Annotated in this window: 15 protein-coding genes; 5 read left to right on the top strand and 10 right to left on the bottom strand. The window is 37.8% G+C overall.

Annotated features, from left to right (window positions below):
- Positions 1–299 precede the first annotated feature (299 nt).
- The gene (gene tehB / locus ABVT42_RS19815; RefSeq protein WP_353897658.1) at positions 300–863 is read right to left on the bottom strand and encodes a tellurite resistance methyltransferase TehB; all 564 of its coding nucleotides are present in this window, start codon (positions 861–863) and stop codon (positions 300–302) included.
- A gap of 329 nt (positions 864–1192) precedes the next feature.
- Positions 1193–2212: a serine hydrolase domain-containing protein gene (locus tag ABVT42_RS19810; protein WP_353897657.1), complete on the bottom strand. Its 1020-nt coding sequence runs from the start codon at positions 2210–2212 to the stop codon at positions 1193–1195.
- A 335-nt stretch (positions 2213–2547) separates the two neighbouring features.
- On the opposite strand from ABVT42_RS19810, the gene ABVT42_RS19805 reads away from it, so the two are divergent.
- Genes ABVT42_RS19805 through ABVT42_RS19790 form a run of 4 tightly spaced genes read left to right on the top strand, consistent with a single transcriptional unit; the run spans position 2548 to position 6330 of the window.
- Positions 2548–3258, top strand: coding sequence for a CerR family C-terminal domain-containing protein (locus ABVT42_RS19805; protein WP_353897656.1), 711 nt, complete (start codon positions 2548–2550; stop codon positions 3256–3258).
- Positions 3259–3281: 23 nt separating this feature from the next.
- Positions 3282–4235 carry an HlyD family secretion protein gene (locus ABVT42_RS19800; protein WP_353897655.1) on the top strand — a complete coding sequence of 318 codons (954 nt, stop codon included), beginning with the start codon at positions 3282–3284 and terminating at the stop codon, positions 4233–4235.
- Complete coding sequence (locus ABVT42_RS19795; protein WP_353897654.1) at positions 4235–5170, top strand: ABC transporter ATP-binding protein; 936 nt, start codon at positions 4235–4237, stop codon at positions 5168–5170. The genes ABVT42_RS19800 and ABVT42_RS19795 overlap by 1 nt, the downstream gene beginning before the upstream one ends.
- Positions 5171–5172: 2 nt before the next feature.
- On the top strand, positions 5173–6330 hold the full coding sequence (locus tag ABVT42_RS19790) for an ABC transporter permease (RefSeq protein ID WP_353897653.1): 1158 nt from the start codon (positions 5173–5175) through the stop codon (positions 6328–6330).
- 77 nt (positions 6331–6407) lie between these two features.
- On the opposite strand, the gene ABVT42_RS19785 is transcribed toward ABVT42_RS19790, so the two are convergent.
- Positions 6408–7487 carry an esterase-like activity of phytase family protein gene (locus ABVT42_RS19785; protein ID WP_367024286.1) on the bottom strand — a complete coding sequence of 360 codons (1080 nt, stop codon included), beginning with the start codon at positions 7485–7487 and terminating at the stop codon, positions 6408–6410.
- A 359-nt stretch (positions 7488–7846) separates the two neighbouring features.
- Complete coding sequence (locus ABVT42_RS19780; protein WP_353897651.1) at positions 7847–10489, bottom strand: ExeM/NucH family extracellular endonuclease; 2643 nt, start codon at positions 10487–10489, stop codon at positions 7847–7849.
- Between the two features lie 925 nt (positions 10490–11414).
- On the opposite strand from ABVT42_RS19780, the gene ABVT42_RS19775 reads away from it, so the two are divergent.
- A complete protein-coding gene (locus tag ABVT42_RS19775; RefSeq protein WP_353897650.1) occupies positions 11415–12266 on the top strand; it encodes a tryptophan 2,3-dioxygenase in 852 nt (283 codons plus the stop codon).
- A 101-nt stretch (positions 12267–12367) separates the two neighbouring features.
- On the opposite strand, the gene ABVT42_RS19770 is transcribed toward ABVT42_RS19775, so the two are convergent.
- The 6 genes from ABVT42_RS19770 to ABVT42_RS19745 all read right to left on the bottom strand — a co-directional run bounded on the left by ABVT42_RS19770 (position 12368) and on the right by ABVT42_RS19745 (position 20256).
- On the bottom strand, positions 12368–12790 hold the full coding sequence (locus tag ABVT42_RS19770; RefSeq protein ID WP_353897649.1) for a hypothetical protein: 423 nt from the start codon (positions 12788–12790) through the stop codon (positions 12368–12370).
- Positions 12791–12817: 27 nt separating this feature from the next.
- The gene (locus tag ABVT42_RS19765) at positions 12818–13504 is read right to left on the bottom strand and encodes an alpha/beta fold hydrolase (protein WP_353897648.1); all 687 of its coding nucleotides are present in this window, start codon (positions 13502–13504) and stop codon (positions 12818–12820) included.
- Between the two features lie 46 nt (positions 13505–13550).
- Positions 13551–14510, bottom strand: a complete 960-nt coding sequence (locus ABVT42_RS19760) for an acyl-CoA desaturase (RefSeq protein ID WP_353897647.1) — start codon at positions 14508–14510, stop codon at positions 13551–13553.
- Between the two features lie 109 nt (positions 14511–14619).
- On the bottom strand, positions 14620–15027 hold the full coding sequence (locus tag ABVT42_RS19755; protein ID WP_353897646.1) for a GFA family protein: 408 nt from the start codon (positions 15025–15027) through the stop codon (positions 14620–14622).
- A 371-nt stretch (positions 15028–15398) separates the two neighbouring features.
- Positions 15399–18299, bottom strand: a complete 2901-nt coding sequence (locus ABVT42_RS19750; protein ID WP_353897645.1) for an insulinase family protein — start codon at positions 18297–18299, stop codon at positions 15399–15401.
- Positions 18300–18804: 505 nt separating this feature from the next.
- Complete coding sequence (locus tag ABVT42_RS19745) at positions 18805–20256, bottom strand: NAD-dependent succinate-semialdehyde dehydrogenase (protein WP_353897644.1); 1452 nt, start codon at positions 20254–20256, stop codon at positions 18805–18807.
- Positions 20257–20347: the final 91 nt, after the last annotated feature.

Below are 20347 nucleotides of genomic sequence, written 5' to 3'. Positions count from 1 at the left end.
CTAATTGGGTAGATTATTCATTTATGAAGAGTGCTATTAGATCATTCATTAAATCCTGTTATCCTTGTCTAATAGCTTATGGTTGTCGTAGTCCTCTTGCGGGATAAAATAATATCGACCTACAATTATAGCCAACGAAAGATGCCTATATATCGTGATGGTATTCACATTATATCAAAAGCATTTATCTCAATTAGCAAACAAACTAAATTTTTAATTCTATATATAGAAAAACCAAATAAAAAAATGCATCAATAGTATGCATTTTTTTATTATGGTAAAGCGAATTGAATAACTAGTTAGGCGGGTTTACGTGCTAGCATTGTTGCAAATTGTAGTTGTGCGCCATTATGCATAGTGCCAACATCTTCATTATATTTAACCAACTCCCATCCTTCATAAATATCGCGTAACTGCCCTGTACTAAGTGTAAAAGGAAAGCTGACTGGACATGGGTATTCATCAGTATTCATTGCACACACAATCAGATTATAACCTCCCGCTAGAGTGCGATTTTGCATATCGCTGATAACGGCATCAATTTGAGCAGGATTTAAAAACATTAATGTTACTGTACAAGCGACAAAGCCGAAGTCAGCGCCAACATTTGCTTCATTAATGTCATAAACGCGTGCCGATATATTTTCCATTTTTTCTTCTTTAGCAAAGCTTTGCAGCATATCAATTGCGCCGGAATTATTATCCACAGCAGTTACATTAAACCCAAGCTGGCCAAGATACAAAGCATTACGTCCGTTTGAACAACCCATATCTAATACATCGCATGGCTCAATAATTTTACAAGCTTCAACAATTTCACTATGCGCAGGATTTAAGCCATAACGGCTATTCAGATCAATCATGGTTATCTCTTTGTTTTAAAATTGTGGAGCGCTATCTTACTACAAATTTCAAATAATTAAATATGAATTGGTATAGTTAAATGTTTGTGTCATGCAAATAAAAACCGACTTTGACTTTCATTAGATAACACTATTTTTATTATGGACTTAAACATTGAAAAAACAAAAGAGTAAACCAATTTAACCACCCAATAACCCTAAATTTTTATTGAGAAATAAAAACTTTAGCAGCACCGCATTCTCAATAATCTGACCAATTAGAATGCAACACTGTAAAACGTTGAGTTAAAGGTGGCCGCCTTGATAAGATGAACTGATAAAAGCACTCACTATTTAGTGGCCTGATTGCTACCAAATTGATTGATAAATAGCTCGGCAATACCAAATCCGGTACGGCCGGTATAATCATAATTATCTTGATTAACCATCATTGCAACGGTCATTTTATGTTGTGGAATATAAAGTATAAGAGACTCAAAACCATTAATTTGACCGTCCATGGTAACGCCACGAATATTTTTTCGCTCAATCCACTCCCACCCATAAGCTTGAAAATCAGCAATCTTCGGGAATGGAACTGACCACATTAATTCTTTAGTTGTAGTTTTAAGTAGTCTTCCTTGATTAAGTGCGATTACCATTTTTACTAAATCCGTTGGCGTTGAGAGCATACCTCCGCCTAAAAACTTATTGCTTACATCAATTTTTTGCACAGGGACAGATTTAAGAAAACTACGATAACCAATTGCGAGATTGGGATAATTACGATAATGAAATTCCAGCTCAGTTTGTATCATTCCCGCAGGCTGAAATAATACTTCACTTAAAAATTCTGTTGGCGTACTACCGGTTACTTTTTCAATAACTCCCTGAATCAGATTGAATCCGTAGGTGGTATAAAGATATTGGGATCCTGGCTTAAATAATAATGGCTCACCACTAAAAACCAAGCTCGACTCAGCAAGGGAGTTATAATGAATATCAGAGCCGTATTCTCCCCAGTTGTATCCACGAATTCCTGCAGTATGTGTCAATAAGTTTTCGATAGAGATTTTCCATTTCTTTTTAGGGAAATAAGGTAAATACTCACGAATATCATCCGATAATAAAACCTTATTCTGTTCGATTAATGACATAAAAGCGGTAGCTGTGATAACTTTTGCAACAGAGCCAGTTCGATATTGTGTTGCCGTTGTCGCTTTTATTACTTTATCTTTATTAGCATCACCAAAGGCAGCCGAAGCAATAATTTTATCTTCAATTGCAACCGCCGCAGATAAGGATGGTGCACCAGTATCTGTTACTGCTTTTTTCAGATAGTTGTGTAAAATCTGACTTTCATTAGCCACAACATCACTTATTAAAAACGTTACCAATAATGTCAGTATTAAATTGAATAGATATTTTAAATTCACAGCCCGCATTTATTTTCTCAACGCTTCCCAAGGAATAACTTCACAATTTTATATTCGTTTTCATATAGCATTAACTGCTTTTATTAGCAAATTGAATTAGGTATAACGATATAGAAATAACCACAAGAAACCAAAAATTCGCCAATTTTTATCTACTCAATTAAACAACCTATTTATAAAAACAAATAATTTTAGTACTAATTTGGATATCATAAACTTAATCAGGTTTAAGCTTGTTTTTAATCAATCGATTAATTAAAATAGTTAACATGAATACAAAAGATTCAGCAAAACAGCGACTCATTCAGGCAGCCATTGAGATTTTTGGGCGAGACGGATTTCATGCCGCCAGTAATCGTCATTTAGCGAATACCGCAAAGGTCAATCTGGCACTAATCAGTTATCACTTTGGTGGTAAAGAGGGATTATATTTAGCAGTTTTTGAACATATTGCCGAACAAATTACTACTCGGTTTTCTGCTGTAGGTGACGAAATAGAACAACAAATTCAGCATGTAAAAACGCTTGACGATATGACAGTCCCCCGCCAGTGTATTCATATCATTGAACAAATTCTTTTTACCTTTGTTGATATGCTATCCAGCCCACAAACTGCGCCGTGGGCCAAACTGATTTTACGTGAGCAACAAACACCGACCAAAGCATTTCAAATTTTATACGAAGGTCCGTGGCAGTACATACTGACATTACTTGCACAACCTATCGCATTAGCACTGGGCAAATCAAAATCTCATGCCCAGGTAAAATTGATGGCATTAAATTTGATGGGGCAAGTTCAAATCTTGCGCTCGGCGCGTGCAACAATTCAGGCGTTTATGGATTGGGAAAGTATTGAGAAAAAACAGACAGATTTGATCAAAAAACAGCTTCATCAATATTTAGTCGTATTGCTGAATACAGACTTTACTCAAATCAAATCATCCACGTTTACAATAAATTATACGACGAGTCCTCAGTGACTCATTTAATACGAGGATAACCAATGCGCCACCTCACTGTTTTATTATTAATGATGATATTAACCGCCTGCAATGAACCCAAACCTACCATAGCTTTAGGTACACTCGAACGCGATCGCATTGCACATACGGCGACTATGAATGAAGTGATTACCGAACTACCGATACAACAAGGTAGCCACATCACTAAAGGCACTGTTTTAGTCAAACTTGATAACACCTTGCAAAACGCCATTGTTGCTAAAGCTCGAGCCGATGTAGCGCAGGCTCAAGCACAGTTTGAAAAATTAAAAAATGGTGCACGCGATCAAGAAATTGCCGCAGCCAGAGCCGCCGTTTCGGGCGCCAAAGCCAAATTAAAAGAAAGCGAAGCCAGTTTTAAACGCATCACTAATTTAATTAAAAATAAATTAAGCAGTCAGGCCGATCTGGATCATGCAGTTGCCAATAGAGACGCCAACAAAGCTAACCTTGAAAGCGCGCAGGAACAGTTGAGTGTTTTAATTAAAGGCACTCGCGAAGAAGATTTACGCATGGCTGAAGCGCAAATGGCAGCCGCAAATGCCGTTTTAACCAGTGAACTGAAAAAGCTGGATGATTTAACAATTAGGGCAACGCGCGATGGCATTTTAGATAATCTACCTTGGAATTTAGGCGAGAGAGTTACCATTGGCAGCCCAATAGCCATTGTGTTAGCGGGTGAAGCGCCTTATGCTAGAGTTTATATTCCGCAGACACATCGAGTTGGTTTAAAAGTCGGAGACAGTATCGATGTAAAAGTTGATGGTATTTCATCACCACTTGCAGGGAAAATCAGCTGGATTGCTAACGAACCAGCATTCTCACCTTATTATGCACTAAATCAGCAAGAACGCTCTCGACTAATGTATTTAACAAAAATACAACTTTCGATTGAGGCCACAGACTTACCCAACGGTGTTCCGGTGCAAGCATTATTAGTGAGAGCAGTAAAGTAATGACTAACACACACACGCAGTCGCTGGTAATTCAAGCGCAAAAACTGTGTCGCAACTTTGGCGCTTTAATAGCTATTGATAACCTAGATTTAGAAGTTACAGCCGGTCAAATATACGGTTTTTTAGGTCCAAATGGCTGCGGGAAAACAACAGCTATTCGCATGTTGACCGGTTTACTCAAACCTACATCGGGTAATGTTAAAGTATTAAATTTGTCCTTACCGAAACAAGCAGAAGCCTTAAGATTAAACATTGGTTATATGACACAAAAATTTTCATTGTATGATGACTTAACTGTACAAGAAAACCTGCGTTTTATTGCTAAAATTTTTGGGTTGTCGCGACAAACTGAAAAAGCCCGAATAGAAGAGCTATTATCGACTTACGACTTAGCGCAAAAAGCCAGCCAAATGGCCGGAAGTATGAGCGGTGGCCAGAAGCAACGGCTTGCATTAGCCGCAGCAACATTACACAAGCCTAGATTGTTATTTTTAGACGAGCCAACCTCAGCTGTTGACCCCGAAAATCGTCGTGACTTTTGGGAAAAACTTTTTGACTTATGTGAACAAGGAACCAGTATTCTTGTTTCAACTCATTATATGGATGAGGCCGAGCGCTGTCATAAGCTGGCAATTTTAGAGTCTGGCAAAAAGCGTGCTGATGGCACACCCGATGAATTAATGCAAAATATGGGTGCTAATGTTGTTGAAGTCTCTGGCGAACACTTACGTGATTTAAAACAACAGCTATCAAATATTCAGCAGATTATTTCTGTCGCGCAGCTTGGCTCGCGATTGCGTGTGTTAGTCAAAGATACCATCACTGATCCAGTGGCATTTTTAGCACAACAAAATATGATTCAACAAAAAGAAGACCTCACTCAAGTCAGACCTAGTTTGGAAGATGTTTTTGTGACTTGCACCAAAGGAAGTTAATCATGAAAGCGCTGTATTTACATCTATCGCGAGTTTACGCCATATTCTCAAAAGAGCTAACGCAACTCAAACGCGATCGCATGACCTTTGGCATGGTAATTATGATTCCTTTAATTCAGTTGTTACTTTTTGGATATGCCATTAATACCAATGTCAGACATATTCCAGTGGGTGTCGTTGATCACAGCCATAGTGGATTAAGCCGAATTTTAATTCAAACCGTCAGTGCAACACAGGTAGTTCATTTTAAACAATACTTTACTAATAGCCAGCAAGCACAACAAGCCATTGCCGAATCGAAAATTCGTGCCGTGCTTATCATTCCGCCAGATGTCGATAATCGTTTAGCACGTCATCAAAGTGTGGGGCTTGCAACACCGCCGTCAACTAATGAGCAAACCAGTCGACCGATCGCTCACTGGGTCGTTGATGGTTCAGACACCATGATAGCCAGCGCAATAAAAAGTTTGCGCAATATGCCACTAGCCGAATTATTAAGTAAGTCTGCTAATCGTCAGGTACCAACTTTTGAAGTCACTCACTTATATAATCCCGAACAAAGAACTGCGGTAAATATAATTCCAGGACTAGTTGGAATAATTCTCACGATGACAATGATCATGTTTACTTCTGCCGCTATTGTTCGCGAACGCGAACGCGGCAATATCGAACTATTAATTACCACGCCAGTCCGCTCAATTGAGCTCATGCTGGGCAAAATCATTCCTTATTTATTTATCGGAATGATTCAGGTTTGCATTATTCTTGGCCTTGGCTATTTTTTATTTAATATGCCCATGAATGGCAGTCTCTTACAACTTGCTGTTGCAACGTTACTTTTTATCAGTGCCAGTTTAACTTTAGGCTTGGTTATTTCAACTATCGCAAAAAATCAGTTGCAATCAATGCAAATGACCGTTTTTGTATTGTTGCCTTCTATTTTACTATCTGGATTTATGTTTCCGTTTGAAGGGATGCCAAGTGCAGCACAAATGATTGCTGAAATTTTACCGGCTACACACTTTATGAGATTAGTTCGAGGAGTAGTATTACGAGATGTCGAAGTCATTAATATGACCAACGATATTATTTTTTTAGCGCTTTTTACTTTAGGTGGATTAATTATTGCTTCATTTCGCTTTAAAAAGCGGCTTGACTAGGTTAACAGCCTAATAGAAAAAGCAGGTTAATCATTTAAGTAGAGATTCAAATTTAACCTGCTCTCAAGGAATTAACGTTAGTTCAATTTAAAAGCTAAAAATTGAGTAAACTGTCCATTTACATTAAAGTTATTATCTGAAACCAGAATCAGTGTTTTTTCACCAGTTGCTAATGTTGGTCCAAAAGTAATCCCTTCAATATTATCTAGCGTAAGACCAAGATCGGCTAAGTCGAGTAGCAAACGCTTTTTCATATGGCGAACATGACGACGTTCTTCAACCGAATTTAAACGACTCACATTACTGGCACCCAAAGTCGAAGTTAAATACAGTTTTATACTATTGCCAACACCAACAGAAAATGAACGCTCCACCGCAATAAATTGAAAAGGAGAAACCGCTAACAATTCAACTAAACCATTGGTATTGAATGCATCAGCCGGAACCGATGGTGCAGCAACCGGATCGGTTTGATAAATAAATTCTTTTTCTGCTTTACCCTTCGCTACATCAAGCTGTAAAACACGAACAGGACTTCCTCGCTCAGTTGTTGCCATAGCTCCATCTTGCACCAGGGCATTTTCGGTAGCTGTATATAAATATTTTTGAGAATAAGAAAAGGTTAAACTTTCAAAAGCCAAGTTATTACGAATTCCGTTTTCACCAGTAGGTACAAATTTTTCAGGTAGCTCAAATTCGTTTACCGGTTGTCCACTGCGAGTCATGATTCTTACAAAAGGCGCGACACCTTGATGAGCATCACCTTCGCTGGTCCAATAAAGTAATCCCGGAAAAGGTAATAGACGAATCGACTCTGGATCAACACTGGCAGGCGCAAAAGACGAACCATCTTTATCCAGAATTTCAGTCATACCGGTAAATGCGATGTCTCCCTCATTTAAATAGCCATCACTTAAATCAATAGTTAAGTCATAATAACGAACAGGTCCTAATTGCCCCCGATCATCACTAATTGCTATAAATGACTGATTCGCTTGGTCAAAATCAATACCAGAAAGTCCACCAACTTGAACACCATTATAATGATACCCAGTTGCAAATGTTGCTTCACCAATAAACTCTATTTTCATTGATTGGTGTGCGTTTATGCTGGCGGAAAGTAACGCAGCCAAACTGGTCGCTAGTAGTTTTTTCATATTCATCAATATCTCTCTTTTAAAATAAAGCTTATTTAATTCAACCAACAAAAGCGGAATTTAATCCAAAGATGCAGATTACGATTCGCCCATTCAGATTAATAAATTAATCTTTAACACGAAAATCGAAACTCTTTCATGACGCTGAAGTTGAATAACTTGACTATGAAAAAACTGAATGACGAGAAGGTGTCGGTTTAATGAATCTTTTGTTGACATTTTGCCACGTAATTTTGGAGCGAACGACACTGTCATCAAAAAATTGGGAGCGATAATATGAATAATTAAATATGAAAAGTTAAATGAGTTTAATCATGCTGATAAAATTAGATTACCAACATGATTAAGTACTGGTTTAGTTAGTTTGCACTTGCACTCAAACTAACGCCACTAAATGCACGATAAGCTCGAATCCCAATATGCCAGGTCCCCGCAGCAGGCGAATTTATCTGACAATTTTCATCGTTACCGGCAGTATAGGGTCGGCATTCATACTGGCTGGTTGTAGGCTGTTGTCCTTGGCGTACATACAAATCAGCATCGCCATCACCACCTGCAATTGACACATTTAACTGGCTCATACCCGCAGGTAGTTCAATTTGAAAATAGAGCCACTCTCTTAATGCCGCTGAAAGATTTTGCTTTTCTAGCGAAGGACCATTATTTGAAGAGTCACTAGTTTTAATTTCAACGATAACCGGATCATGATCGGATGCTCTAAATGCATCGGCCGCATACCAGTCTTGCTGTTGCTGTGCAGATTTATACTCCAGATTATAATCCAGTGCTCGCGGCTCATCAGCATTAATATGCCACTCCACCACATCCGTCACTTTATTAGTTAAACTCTGGCTTGCTAATGCATGATCAAGACTACCGGACTCACCACTAAATACATAGGAATAAGCGCTACTGCCATTAAAGCTGTCAGCAACATTTGTGTATCCCTTATTAATAATTGCTTGAATCGGATCTTCTTTTGCATAAGCATTTAAATCACCGATAATTAATATGTCAGTATCTTGTTGTCCAGTTGGGTAAGTCGCTAACCAATCAGCTAATGCATTTGCTGCCGCTAATCTTGTTAGATTACAATTTCCTTGTCCATCATTTTGATCGGTATCGGCAACACCATTATAAATTAAATTATCACAAGCACTACCTTTTGATTTAAAGTGATTAACCGCAACGGTAATTACCTCATTACTGTTTATTTCTTTAAAACTTTGTGCCAAAGGCTGACGGTTTTTTTGATCAAACGGTGCATTATTGATTGTTGCAGCATTGCCGACCAGGCTCACCGTTTGCTGGCGATAAATAAACCCAACCGCAATTTCATCGCTACCTAACTGACTGCTGCCAGGATTGACAAATTGATAACTGATTCCTGCTGGCGCAGCGGCATTAATCGCACTTACCAGACTTTGAATTGCTGAATACTGTCCATAACCATCATTTTCAATTTCCATCAGACCGATAATATCTGCATCCAGCGCTAAAATAGCAGCGACAATTTTCGCTTGCTGACGATTGAATTCATTTAGGTTGCTTGCACCGCGTGATGTAGGAAATCCACCGCCTTGGCCGTTACCATTAAAGTAATTCAATACGTTAAAACTAGCGACACGCAAACTGCCTTGCCCCGTCATTAACGGTGATGCTTCTCGCGCATTGGTTGTCACAAACTGCAGCGAACTGATTGGATGAATTCGATATTGACTATATGCATAACCAATCACGCCAGTCAGTCCATTAACTGAATCACCAACTCTTAAAGTATTATCGGCACTTAAAGCCGGTGCGGGATAAGCGACCGATGCCGGATTTTGTACGCTACTGCCATCGTCCAATAATAAGCGCTTCAACTGATTGCTGGCAGCAACATTATTTGCAGCCGAACCTGGCATAGCCACTTGAGTGGGAATATATAATCGCTCTGATGCTAATGCAACTTCGCCAAAACGCGCTAAGTTATAAACTTCAGTGACTTTTAATGATTGTGAAAAGTTGACAGCCATACCTTCAAAAGCTTCCCAGTCATCTTGTGCATTCACTGGTAAACTTACATCCACCGCAGAAATATTATCCGTTCCGCAAACCGTCACTGAGCTAATATTTTTTAGTTGAGTGTTGCCATAATATTCTTCAACACTACCACTGACTTCAACGACATCACCAACGGAAACATCGATACCAAATCCATTATCATAAATAAATAAACCTTCAGAGGTTTGTGAGTTGTTATCAAAATCAGCATTTTCTTCTTGTAAATAAAATCCATTTAATTCATTACTGGCTTGAAAATCACCACTGACAACCGCTCTAACAGTCACCGTTTGATTAACCAATGGGGACGAACTACCGCTCCCCTGCACTGCTGAAATGAGCGTCGCATTCGCATTACAGTTGCCACTTGGAGGCGGTGGTGGTGGATTTGTCGAACCACCTTCATAATTTCCAAGATCGTCAAATACATCTTGTCCAAATCCTTGCCATTGCGCATCAACAGTGAACAAATCGGATGGATTTGTATCACCGCTGACAACATTCGTTGAACGACGAATCGTATTATTAGCGGTAGTTACCCCATTACTGCTCCAAGCACTTCCCGGATCAAAACCGACTTGTCCAATACTATCGACCACTTGACCTGCCAGAGTTAATACAACCGCATCATCACCGTTATACCAGCTACCACCTTCGGTTTGATTAGCAACCGATTTGATTGCAGCAACAGCGCTAGAGTGCCCCAACACAAAAGTTTGGTTCGCCCCAACGGTACCTGTTAAATTAATTGTGCGCCCAGCACTGGAACTGCCATTAAAATAAAACTCAATTTGATACTGACTCAAGTCGATAGGACTCGTTGATAGATTCACCAGCTCAATAGCTTTGTTATAGCTACTGCCTTCGACATATTCGGAAATGATGATATTGGCTTGAGCAGATTGTGTTGCACCCAAAAGCCCTAAGACAGAAACGGAAATAAGTTTTTTTATCATTGTATTCTCCTGTAGAAATCAGGTGAATATTTTAGAGCCTGATTAATGACAGAATTATTCAATTCAATGACAATTTATGAATCAACATTCATTTTGAGAATTCATTAGCAACAACTCCCAAAGACACATTTCTGCCATAAAAAAGTGTTTACTCCGCAGCCAGTCATTTAACACCACAAATAAATAGCGACTAAATCATGCAACCCTTTATAATATCCGAAGTACCGAAGTACCGAAGTACCGAAATACCAAACCAACCGCAACCAAGTTATACAATCCTCCTAATTATTCCATCAACATTGGCATTGTCGGAATAATTATCTCTTAGTCTCAAACTAATAGTTTGAAACCTGCAAAACACCATCACCAGAAACATTAATATTGCCACGCAGTCGGCTATCGTCAGCATTTAATTGCGTTGATTTATTACAATGCGATGCAACAATAAAAATCTATCAAAAAATTAACAGCCAGTTGCATTAAATGGGTCAAATCTAAACCAATCGGGTTATTTAGTTGACAAAATACATTGCTATTTTACTGGTTGTATTCAATATCAATTAAATTGTCGAAATTTTATTTCATTAGGCATATATGGCATTCAATATAAAATTATTTTTTACTAAAAATACAAAAAATCTTGTCTTTCACTTCTACAATCAGTTAATGTTTTTAACATAGCACATGCACATAATTGGCACGGCTTTTAAAGAATACTTAAGTACCAGTGATAACTAAATTTTTTAAAGTATTCCAGTTTTACTTTTGTCTACAAAATGGATACGCAATTAGCGATTACTCAACACTGATTATTTGACTGTTTTTTCCATATCAACTGTTCAAGTTCGGTAATCAACGATAGTAACTCTAATGCATTCATTTTAATTGTAGAAATTTAAATTGACATTCAATATGGAGACAAGAAATGACAAGCGACACTCAGAGCACGAATTACCGCGCAATGGAAGATACTATTCACACAGACTTCAAAAACGAAATGTCTTATGGTGATTATTTAAGTCTCGACCAACTGTTGTCTGCACAAAATCCACTAACCGATTCAAGAGATGAAATGCTTTTTATCGTTATTCATCAATCCAGTGAATTATGGTTAAAGTTAATGGGTCGCGAAATAGAAGATGCTATTCAGTGTTTACATAATTCAGATTTTGGCCTGGCATTCAAAATAATTTCTCGTGTAAAACAAGTTTTCATTCAGCTTACTCAATCCTGGAATATTTTATCAACCTTGACTCCAGTAGATTATTTAAAATTCAGAGAAAAGCTCGGGCACTCATCAGGATTTCAATCTTATAGCTATCGCAAACTAGAGTTTTTACTTGGTAATAAAAATCGTTCATTAGTACAAGTTCACGAGGCGAAACCCAATGTGTATCAAGACCTTATGCAAACATTGGAAAGCCCAAGCCTATACGATCATGTTATTAAAATATTAAATGCCAAAGGCTACAATATTGATGCTGCCGTTTTGGATAGAGATTACAGCGAGCCATACAACCATAATGACTCTGTTTTAAATGCCTGGCTTGAAATTTACCGAAATCCCGATGCGCATTTTGAATTATACGAATTAGCCGAAAAACTGATGGACATTGAAGATTCATTTCAACAGTGGCGCTTCAAACATATGTATACCGTGCAACGAATTATTGGAAACAAAATGGGGACGGGAGGTTCATCTGGTGTTGAATTTTTAAAGAAAGCACTAGACATTAAGTTTTTTCCAGAGCTTTATCAATTAAGAACACTACTTTAACCGCATAAATAAAATTTAAACCCGCAACAACAGCCTATAAACACAGAATCAACCAAAACATCATCAGGTTTAGGAGGTTTGTTTTCATACAAACCTCTTTTTTATGATTTAACAGATATCATTAATCGACGAATTTTCCACAAAGATATCAACAAACTTAGCATCACCAGGCCATTTAATACCAGAGCCTGATGAATACCATTAATCATTGAAAACAGAGTATCACCAATAAACCAGACTAAAATAGCCAGATTAATACCTAACCATTTTTGCTTTGTTGGTTGAGCACAATAACTTTGTACTAATAGCCAAAGTAAGATCCCCCAACTGGCAATTGTTGGACCAAAAAGCGCAATAATATAAAGCGCTTTTTTATAGACAGCAGAGGTTAAAGTTAAATCAGTAAAAACCAGATTAACCAATCCTTCGCCTATCCATTCAATTTGTGCAATAAATGGTAACGCCAATCCAGCAACAATGTGTATTATTGCTACCACTTGAAGTATTCGAATAGAGTTTTTCATACAGCTATTTATTTTAGTATCGATAAATCAATAACCTTGCTCAACAATTATTTTATTAATAATTGTTGCACACTTTTTGGGTTCAATTTGAGCAATAAAATGCCCTCCAGAAATAGTTTTCACCGTCAAATTTGGAAAACACTCTCGTATTATCTTGAGCGCTCTGGTGCTTACCAATCGGTCATGTGAAGGTCGAAGGTAACACGCATTTATTGCGTAGTGCTGCTCAGGAATTTGAAGTTTAGCAATCAAGTGAATTCGCTGCTTTATAATTTTTTTACTCACTAGCGCCATTGTCTCACGTAATGCCAAGTATAACTTGGTTTTACCGTAACCGCTAAAGCAAAAATAATTTATCAGTATTTCTGGAATATATTTTATATCAAAAAAAATTTCAGGTAGGTTTTTAATTAATTCTGTTATACGACAAGGATTAGAAACAAAACTTGCGATAAATATAATATAACTTATTTGCTGATTTAAGATTCGACATAACTCATAAGCAATACGCCCAGAGTATGACTCCGCTATTAATATGACTCGTGAACGACCAATTAGATGAGCAATTGAACGAGCTTGTTCTATATGAGTACGACCGACTATATCATTGAGCACAATCACTTCGGACTGAACTGGCAATTTCAAATAGGTGTTTAGATGCTTAAATAATTTTCCTGTACCGTCTAAGCCGGGCAACAATAAAATTTTCAACATTGACCTTCTTTATTAATTTAAACGGCCTTTTTTATAGCATTTAAATTTATTTTTTTAAACTATCCACAATTTTACATCTTTCTAATTGCCGAGGAGTTCTTTCAAGAGGTATATTTTTTTCGACAACTAATTCTTCTCGGATAGGTAAGTCGGATGGTAATCGAATATTGTTTATTAATTTTAAATTATGTAATGCATTTAGAATCCACCAACCGGGATCAGGTTGATCTCGATACAAACCTAGCATCGCAGATCCAGGGAAAGCATGATGGTTATTATGCCAAGCCTCTCCCATTGATAAAAAACCAGCAATACGAATATTATGTCCTTGTACGGCAGCACCTTTAACTTTCCAGGTTCGCTCACCTTGATTATGGGCAAAATAACCAATCAACCAATGGCCGCCAATCGATACAACGACTCTAACGCATATACCCCAAACCAGCCAGGAAACACCCCCAATCGAATAAAGCGGAATAGCTAACACAAGCTGTTGTAGTAACCAGTATTTCTCAATAAACCGATATAATGCATTTTCAGTTACTCGACTTTCAATAGAAAATGTCGGAGGCGTTTTTAAATGCAAATCGCAATTCAATTGCCACCAAGCATCTTTAAGTATATGACTCCCATGCCTTAAATAAGGATGACAACTCGACTGTCTTTGCGCCCAGTCTCTCAAATCATGCTGTTTGATCATACCGATTGGTCCAGCCATTCCAACCAGAACACCCAAATATACGAACAGATATTCCATCCACAATGGACACTCATATGAACGATGGATTAGTAAGCGATGCATTCCTAATGAATGACCAAAACATAAAGTAAGAAATGTTAATAAAATAAAAATAATTATTGCAGAATAACTAAAAACAAAAGGCGCAATAAACAGGCATAAGACCAGATTACTTAGAAACCAAATAGACTTTACCGGATGCCATTGAACCACACCTTCGACGGCGCTATTTGTCAGGTTGCTACTAACTCTGTCAGTATTAACCATTCCATTCTCCTGATGCAGTTAATTTGTATTATTTTTACATTGTTCGACTTAAAGTGCGAGCTTATTCCATCATCAATTTATAAAAGAAAAAATTACTAAGCGCAAACCGCTACTTCGCTAAATCATGCTCCTCCCGATACTTGGGCAAGGGATCGTTAAATTCGCCAGACCACTTTGGTTTACTGTCATAAAAAATATGAGCAGCAACATTTAGGTCAGGTTCATCATTCAAAGTCCCCAAAGCAATATCAAATTTTTCAGGCGCACTCAAAAACTGATAGTAAATGCTAGAACCACAATAACAACAAAACCCTCGGCGAGCAATATAGGATGACTGATAAATCTTTAATGCATCATCCCGAATAGAGAAGACAATATTCTCTTCTTGCACGGTACCATAGGTTGCGAAAGCCGCACCATGAAATTTACGACACATTGAGCAGTGACAATGTGAAAGAAATGGACTAAAAGTTGTAATTTGAAATGTTACACGACCACAAAGGCACCCACCATTCATCAGGCGTTCTCCAAGTTTAAAATAATTGTCGTCACGCTTTTATTTGTGTAATTAATACCTAGATAAAAATTAACAATAATATCAATTAGTTACCCTGCAAAAATATGCAGTTGATCGTTCAGATATAATACACTCAAATAATAGCGATCTGATAATACCAAAAAGATCGCCAACTAGTTTAATACATAAATCATGTTGGTTGAAAGTTGATTTATTGCTATTCAAGAAACGATACACGGAGAGGTCTGCCAGACGAACTTAATAGTTAATCTGGCAAATGAATAAAATATTACACTCGATAATGTTACAGACCCTCATGATTACCATAGTACGGGAATAGAACATGAGGGAACTGAATATAAGGAAACAGATTAATTTTTATTTTTAAATTGAACAACTGATTTTATTTGGAGACTGTTTTTTGGCAAAGTAAATTCAGTCGCTTTAAAGTTAGCACCTCGAATTTGCACCAGTAAATGTCCCATATTTTGACGATTAATAATTTTGCTGTAGAGCTGCTGAATGTCACTCAACTTCAATGATTTAACCGCATCAATTAAAGCTTGCTTACTATCAAAATTATCATTTTCCAAAGACCAATCGGTTAGCAAATATGCCGCTTCCTCTGATATGTTTTTTGGTTTAGCTGTCAACTTAACTAAAACCGATTCACGATGAACTTCAAATTCACTCAGCGTCATTTGTTGAATAACGGCATTTTGCTGTTGTTGAAATGCTTTGATTCGCGCCATGACCGCCTTGGGTCCCTTTACCGGCGTCTGAATATACCATGCATAGCTGATTTGTTGATCATAGCGAGAGGAATAAAATCCAACAGAATATCCCAGTTGTTCCTGCGTACGCAGTTGCTCAAACATATCACGAGAAATAGCACTTCGTAAGACACGCCCTGCGGCATCATTTTGCCAAGTGTGTGGTTGCCAATAAGAATCAACCAATGCGGTATCATTTTGAGGTGCATCTAAATTTAGATGATAACTATCGTTAGCATCTAATTGAACATAGTCAGTTTTAAAATAATCTTTTACCTGACGATCACTTGGTAATATTGATTCGAGGTTTTTAGTAAATTGAGTTAGCTCATCTGATTGATAATTTCCAAAGGCAAAGACTTTAACCCGTGCTTCTTTCAATAAAGCATTTAGCAACCGGTCAACCTGTTGAGGCTTGATAGAACTAATATTTTCAAGCAAAGTATCACTGGCAAATACATTTTTATTCAGTAACTCTCGATATTGTGAAAATGTCTGACTGAGTAACGTATCTTTTTTCAAGTTTTCCAAATTGGACTTCACTGTAGAAAGTGCAACCTGAAATTCACTCTCGGTAAGTTTAAATGTTTTAATTTTTGAGAGCACTTCTAATAACAATTCAAACTGGCGATCACTGAAGCCGTTTGAGTATAAACTGATTCCGGAGCCAGTACCAATCGAAAGACTCATACCCGCGGCACTTGCTTCAGCCGATATTCCAGTTAGCTCGGTTGTAATCGCTTGTTGCAAAACTAACTGACTTAATTGGTTAGCTACACTTTGATATGCCAAACCGCTATTAAGCTCGACTTTGAGCAATCCTTTAGGTTTATCAAAATATTCACTATGACCTAAATAAACTTCTGTCGAATTATTTTGGTAAACTCGTTGTGGCTTTTCAATATATTTTTTATCAACCAATTCAAAATTTTCGGGCATTAGTCGATTATACGATGGCAATTTCAAATTGATATTACTCGCGGATTTTTTCCAGTTTTCTTTCATTTGAGGCGTAATATCATCAATGCTGTATTGACCTTTAAAATAAGTCATTGGCGTATCTACCGGTTGACTTTGATCAATATAAAATAAGCGAACATTATCCAGTGATAGCTGGCTTAATACTTGTTGAATAGCAGCGGCATCAAATTGGGTGTATTCATAAGCATGACTCAATGCTGACTCTGGTGGGTAAAATAAAAGTTGTGCAGCAATATTAGAGGCATAGGAATATTCATTATATTTTTCCTGGAAGCGGAAGCTATTAGCCAAAGACTGCTTGATTTCCTGATAGTATTTTTTTTCGATGCCTTGTTGTTTAATCAAATCCAAATACTGCATGACTGATGCAATAATTTTTCCTTGTTGCTTTACCCCGCTGTCAGTCAAATAGGCATAAATAACGAATTCGCCCTGACTCATAAATGCAGCAGGATCATCATAAGAACCAATTGACTCGACTAACCCTTGCTCTCGCAAAGTCGCTGAAAGCGTGCCAGGCATTTGACTGTTAATCAGATAACTTAAATATTCATTGGGCTTACTTTTATACTCGCCAATATTATTATCAATGGTAAAACGCATCTGCAACCATTTGACATCTTTTTGAGGTTGATATCTAACGATTTTACCCGATTCTTTTTCAGTCAATGCAGGTATCGTAATTTTAGGTGAAGGTAAATTTTTATCTGGTATATCACCAAAATATTGTTTAGCTAATTGCTTTAACTCACTAATAGAGCGCGGTGAAACCAGTGACGCAGTCATCCGATTTGCAGAATAATGTTGTTCATAAAACTCAGTTAATGCCTGATGCAAGGTTTTACCTGATTGATCGGTTAACGTATCAAGATTTCCCCAGGTAAATCGACTAACCGGGTGCTTAGGGTTCAAACTCAGCCCATTAAGTTCACCCAGAATAACACCGTCACTGACACCTTTCATGCTCCACTCAGAATGTACGGCATTTCTTTCTTTGTCGGCATATTCAGGTAATAATAGCGGTTTTTTAAAGTAATCAGAAAAGCGAGCCAGCAATTCTTCATAAGCATTATCCTTGACTGCCGACATATAGTTGGTATGTTCCATGTCAGTATAGGCATTACTGGAACCGCCATTTTTTGAGATAAATTTTGAGTACTCACCCGGTACTGGAAATTTTTCGGTACCCAAAAAGAGCATATGCTCTAAATAGTGAGCCATTCCCCAAAAGCCGTCGTTCTCATGGTAAGAACCAACACCCACCGCCAATGCCACTGCGGAGCGTTCGAGTGTTGGATCAGAAACCAACATGATTTTTAACTGATTATCGAGCTGTATATATTCATATTCTCTCTGGTCGGTTTCACTTTTAGTAACTTTTATTCCGCTCGTAGAGGATTGCACTGAATGTTTACTAACAGAGGTACTGTGAGTTTTTTCTATAGAGGAGCTGACACAAGCGGTTAATGCCAACACACTCAGTAATGTCGATGTTCCGAGTAAAGTTTTCTTTATCATAATTTGCCACTCTTGTTATTAGTCACGCAGCAATGCGTGCATATTTCTTATTACACTAAATAGAACTATTTTTGTCATTTTTTAGGCTAAATTTTTTATCCTATTTTCAATAGATTCTCTTTCTATTGCCAAGTATTCCATTTTTTACAGAATAAATTGTTTATTTAACTGTTTTGATAGTTTGATAAAGGAGTATAAGAAACCCATTGCAAGAATGCATCTGCATTAATTGGGAATAAATACCAATCAAAGTGGAAAATAACGTGGATAAAGAAGAAAGTAATTAATTTAGGAGATGTGATTAATTTAATTCACGCTTATATTCGGTTTTATTGAGAATATTACTCCTTTTTTCTTCTCATTAAATTGTAAGAAAAATTGAATAGCGACCATTTTGCCAGTGTTCAAATATCTAACCCAGAATTAAACTAAATATCAAATCGAATATTGATGGATGAATAGTGTTATTTCACTACCCGGCCAAAATGTCATTAACAATAGTCAATTATTGGACGTTACCAATACACACATAACGGGTTTCCAAGTACTCGTCGATCCCCCACGACCCACCTTCGCGCCCCATTCCTGACTCTTTTATACCGCCAAATGGTGCTAGTGGGTTAGAAAGCACACCTTCATTAATACCAACCATGCCAAACTCGAGCTGCTCGCTCAATCGCCAAAGCCGACTGATATTTTCGGTAAAGGCATAAGAGCATAATCCAAACTGAGTCTGATTGGCCAACTGTATAACTTCTGTCTCTGTATCAAACACAATAACTGAAGCGATAGGACCAAAAATTTCGCGATTGAAAATTTTCATTTCGGGTGTGACATCAATCAGTAGCGTGGGCCGATAAAAGAAGCCTTTTACTGGCATTTCTGATTTGTGGGTGATGACCTGCGCGCCTTTCTCAATGGCATCTTTCACCAAAGCATTAACTTTATCAATGGCACAATGATTAATGAGTGGTCCAAGAGTAATCCCTTCTGTTGTACCATCACCTATTTTTAGGGTATTCAGTTTGTTGGTTAATTGCGCAACAAATTCAGACAAAATATTTCGCTGAACAAAAATTCGATTGGCACAAACACAAGTCTGCCCAGCATTGCGGAACTTGCTACGCATGACACCATCAATGGCTTTTTCTAAATCAGCATCATCAAAAATAATGAAAGGTGCATTACCGCCAAGCTCCATCGACGTTTTTTTAACCGTTGATGCGCATTGCGCTAATAACTTTTTACCTACTGGCGTCGAACCGGTAAAACTAAATTTATTAATTTTAGGGTGCATGGTCAAGACTTCACCAATCGGTTGAGCGTTACTACCCACCACCACATTAAATACGCCAGCGGGTATCCCTGCTTGATTTGCCAGTTCAGCCAGGGCGAGCGCTGATAGGGGCGTTAGTTCAGAAGGCTTTACGATAAAACTACAGCCGGCAGCCAAGGCAGCCGAGGCTTTTCGTAAAATCATCGCTCCAGGAAAGTTCCAGGGAGTAATCGCCGAGACAACACCAACTGGTCGTTTTATCACCAAGGCCCGCTGGTTTTTATTATTCATCGGTAAAACCGCACCATTGGTGCGGCGAGCCTCTTCGGCATACCACTTTATATAATTTGCCCCATAAACCACTTCGCCCGAAGCCTCTGATAGCGGCTTCCCCTGCTCAGCAGTCATAATTTGTGCTAAATCTTGCTGATTATCGATTATTAAAGCATACCATTGCATGAGTCGTTGAGCGCGTTCATCCGCAGTGAGCGCTTGCCATTCTTTTTGTGCACTTGTCGCGGCATTTACCGCCATTTCCAGTTGAGAAGGAGTCACCTCAAAGATGTTCGCAACAACTTGTTCGTTCGCAGGATTAATAACTTCGAAAGATTGTGGTGACTCGACCCATTGTCCATGAATAAATGAACTGTTTTTCAATAAATCAGGATTATTTAGCTGCACAAAAAATCTCTTATCAATGAATAGGACTAGGGGCTCAATATGCTGGCAATAGGACCATAAATATTGGCTTTAGATTATGGATTATTATAAA

The organism is Aliikangiella maris, assembly GCF_040719265.1.
In the GTDB taxonomy this organism is placed as follows: domain Bacteria; phylum Pseudomonadota; class Gammaproteobacteria; order Enterobacterales; family Kangiellaceae; genus Aliikangiella; species Aliikangiella maris.
The sequence above is the reverse complement of the archived record's forward strand: the minus strand, read 5'-3'. Positions and strand labels throughout refer to the sequence as shown.

Coding starts and splice junctions, on each gene's coding strand:
- ABVT42_RS19765 (WP_353897648.1), bottom strand. CDS start 13,504: ATGTTGAAAATTTTATTGTTGCCCGGCTTAGACGGTACAGGAAAATTA.
- ABVT42_RS19780 (WP_353897651.1), bottom strand. CDS start 10,489: ATGATAAAAAAACTTATTTCCGTTTCTGTCTTAGGGCTTTTGGGTGCA.
- tehB (WP_353897658.1), bottom strand. CDS start 863: ATGATTGATCTGAATAGCCGTTATGGCTTAAATCCTGCGCATAGTGAA.
- ABVT42_RS19790 (WP_353897653.1), top strand. CDS start 5,173: ATGAAAGCGCTGTATTTACATCTATCGCGAGTTTACGCCATATTCTCA.
- ABVT42_RS19805 (WP_353897656.1), top strand. CDS start 2,548: ATGAATACAAAAGATTCAGCAAAACAGCGACTCATTCAGGCAGCCATT.
- ABVT42_RS19750 (WP_353897645.1), bottom strand. CDS start 18,299: ATGATAAAGAAAACTTTACTCGGAACATCGACATTACTGAGTGTGTTG.
- ABVT42_RS19775 (WP_353897650.1), top strand. CDS start 11,415: ATGACAAGCGACACTCAGAGCACGAATTACCGCGCAATGGAAGATACT.
- ABVT42_RS19795 (WP_353897654.1), top strand. CDS start 4,235: ATGACTAACACACACACGCAGTCGCTGGTAATTCAAGCGCAAAAACTG.
- ABVT42_RS19785 (WP_367024286.1), bottom strand. CDS start 7,487: ATGAAAAAACTACTAGCGACCAGTTTGGCTGCGTTACTTTCCGCCAGC.
- ABVT42_RS19755 (WP_353897646.1), bottom strand. CDS start 15,027: ATGAATGGTGGGTGCCTTTGTGGTCGTGTAACATTTCAAATTACAACT.
- ABVT42_RS19800 (WP_353897655.1), top strand. CDS start 3,282: ATGCGCCACCTCACTGTTTTATTATTAATGATGATATTAACCGCCTGC.
- ABVT42_RS19770 (WP_353897649.1), bottom strand. CDS start 12,790: ATGAAAAACTCTATTCGAATACTTCAAGTGGTAGCAATAATACACATT.
- ABVT42_RS19760 (WP_353897647.1), bottom strand. CDS start 14,510: ATGGTTAATACTGACAGAGTTAGTAGCAACCTGACAAATAGCGCCGTC.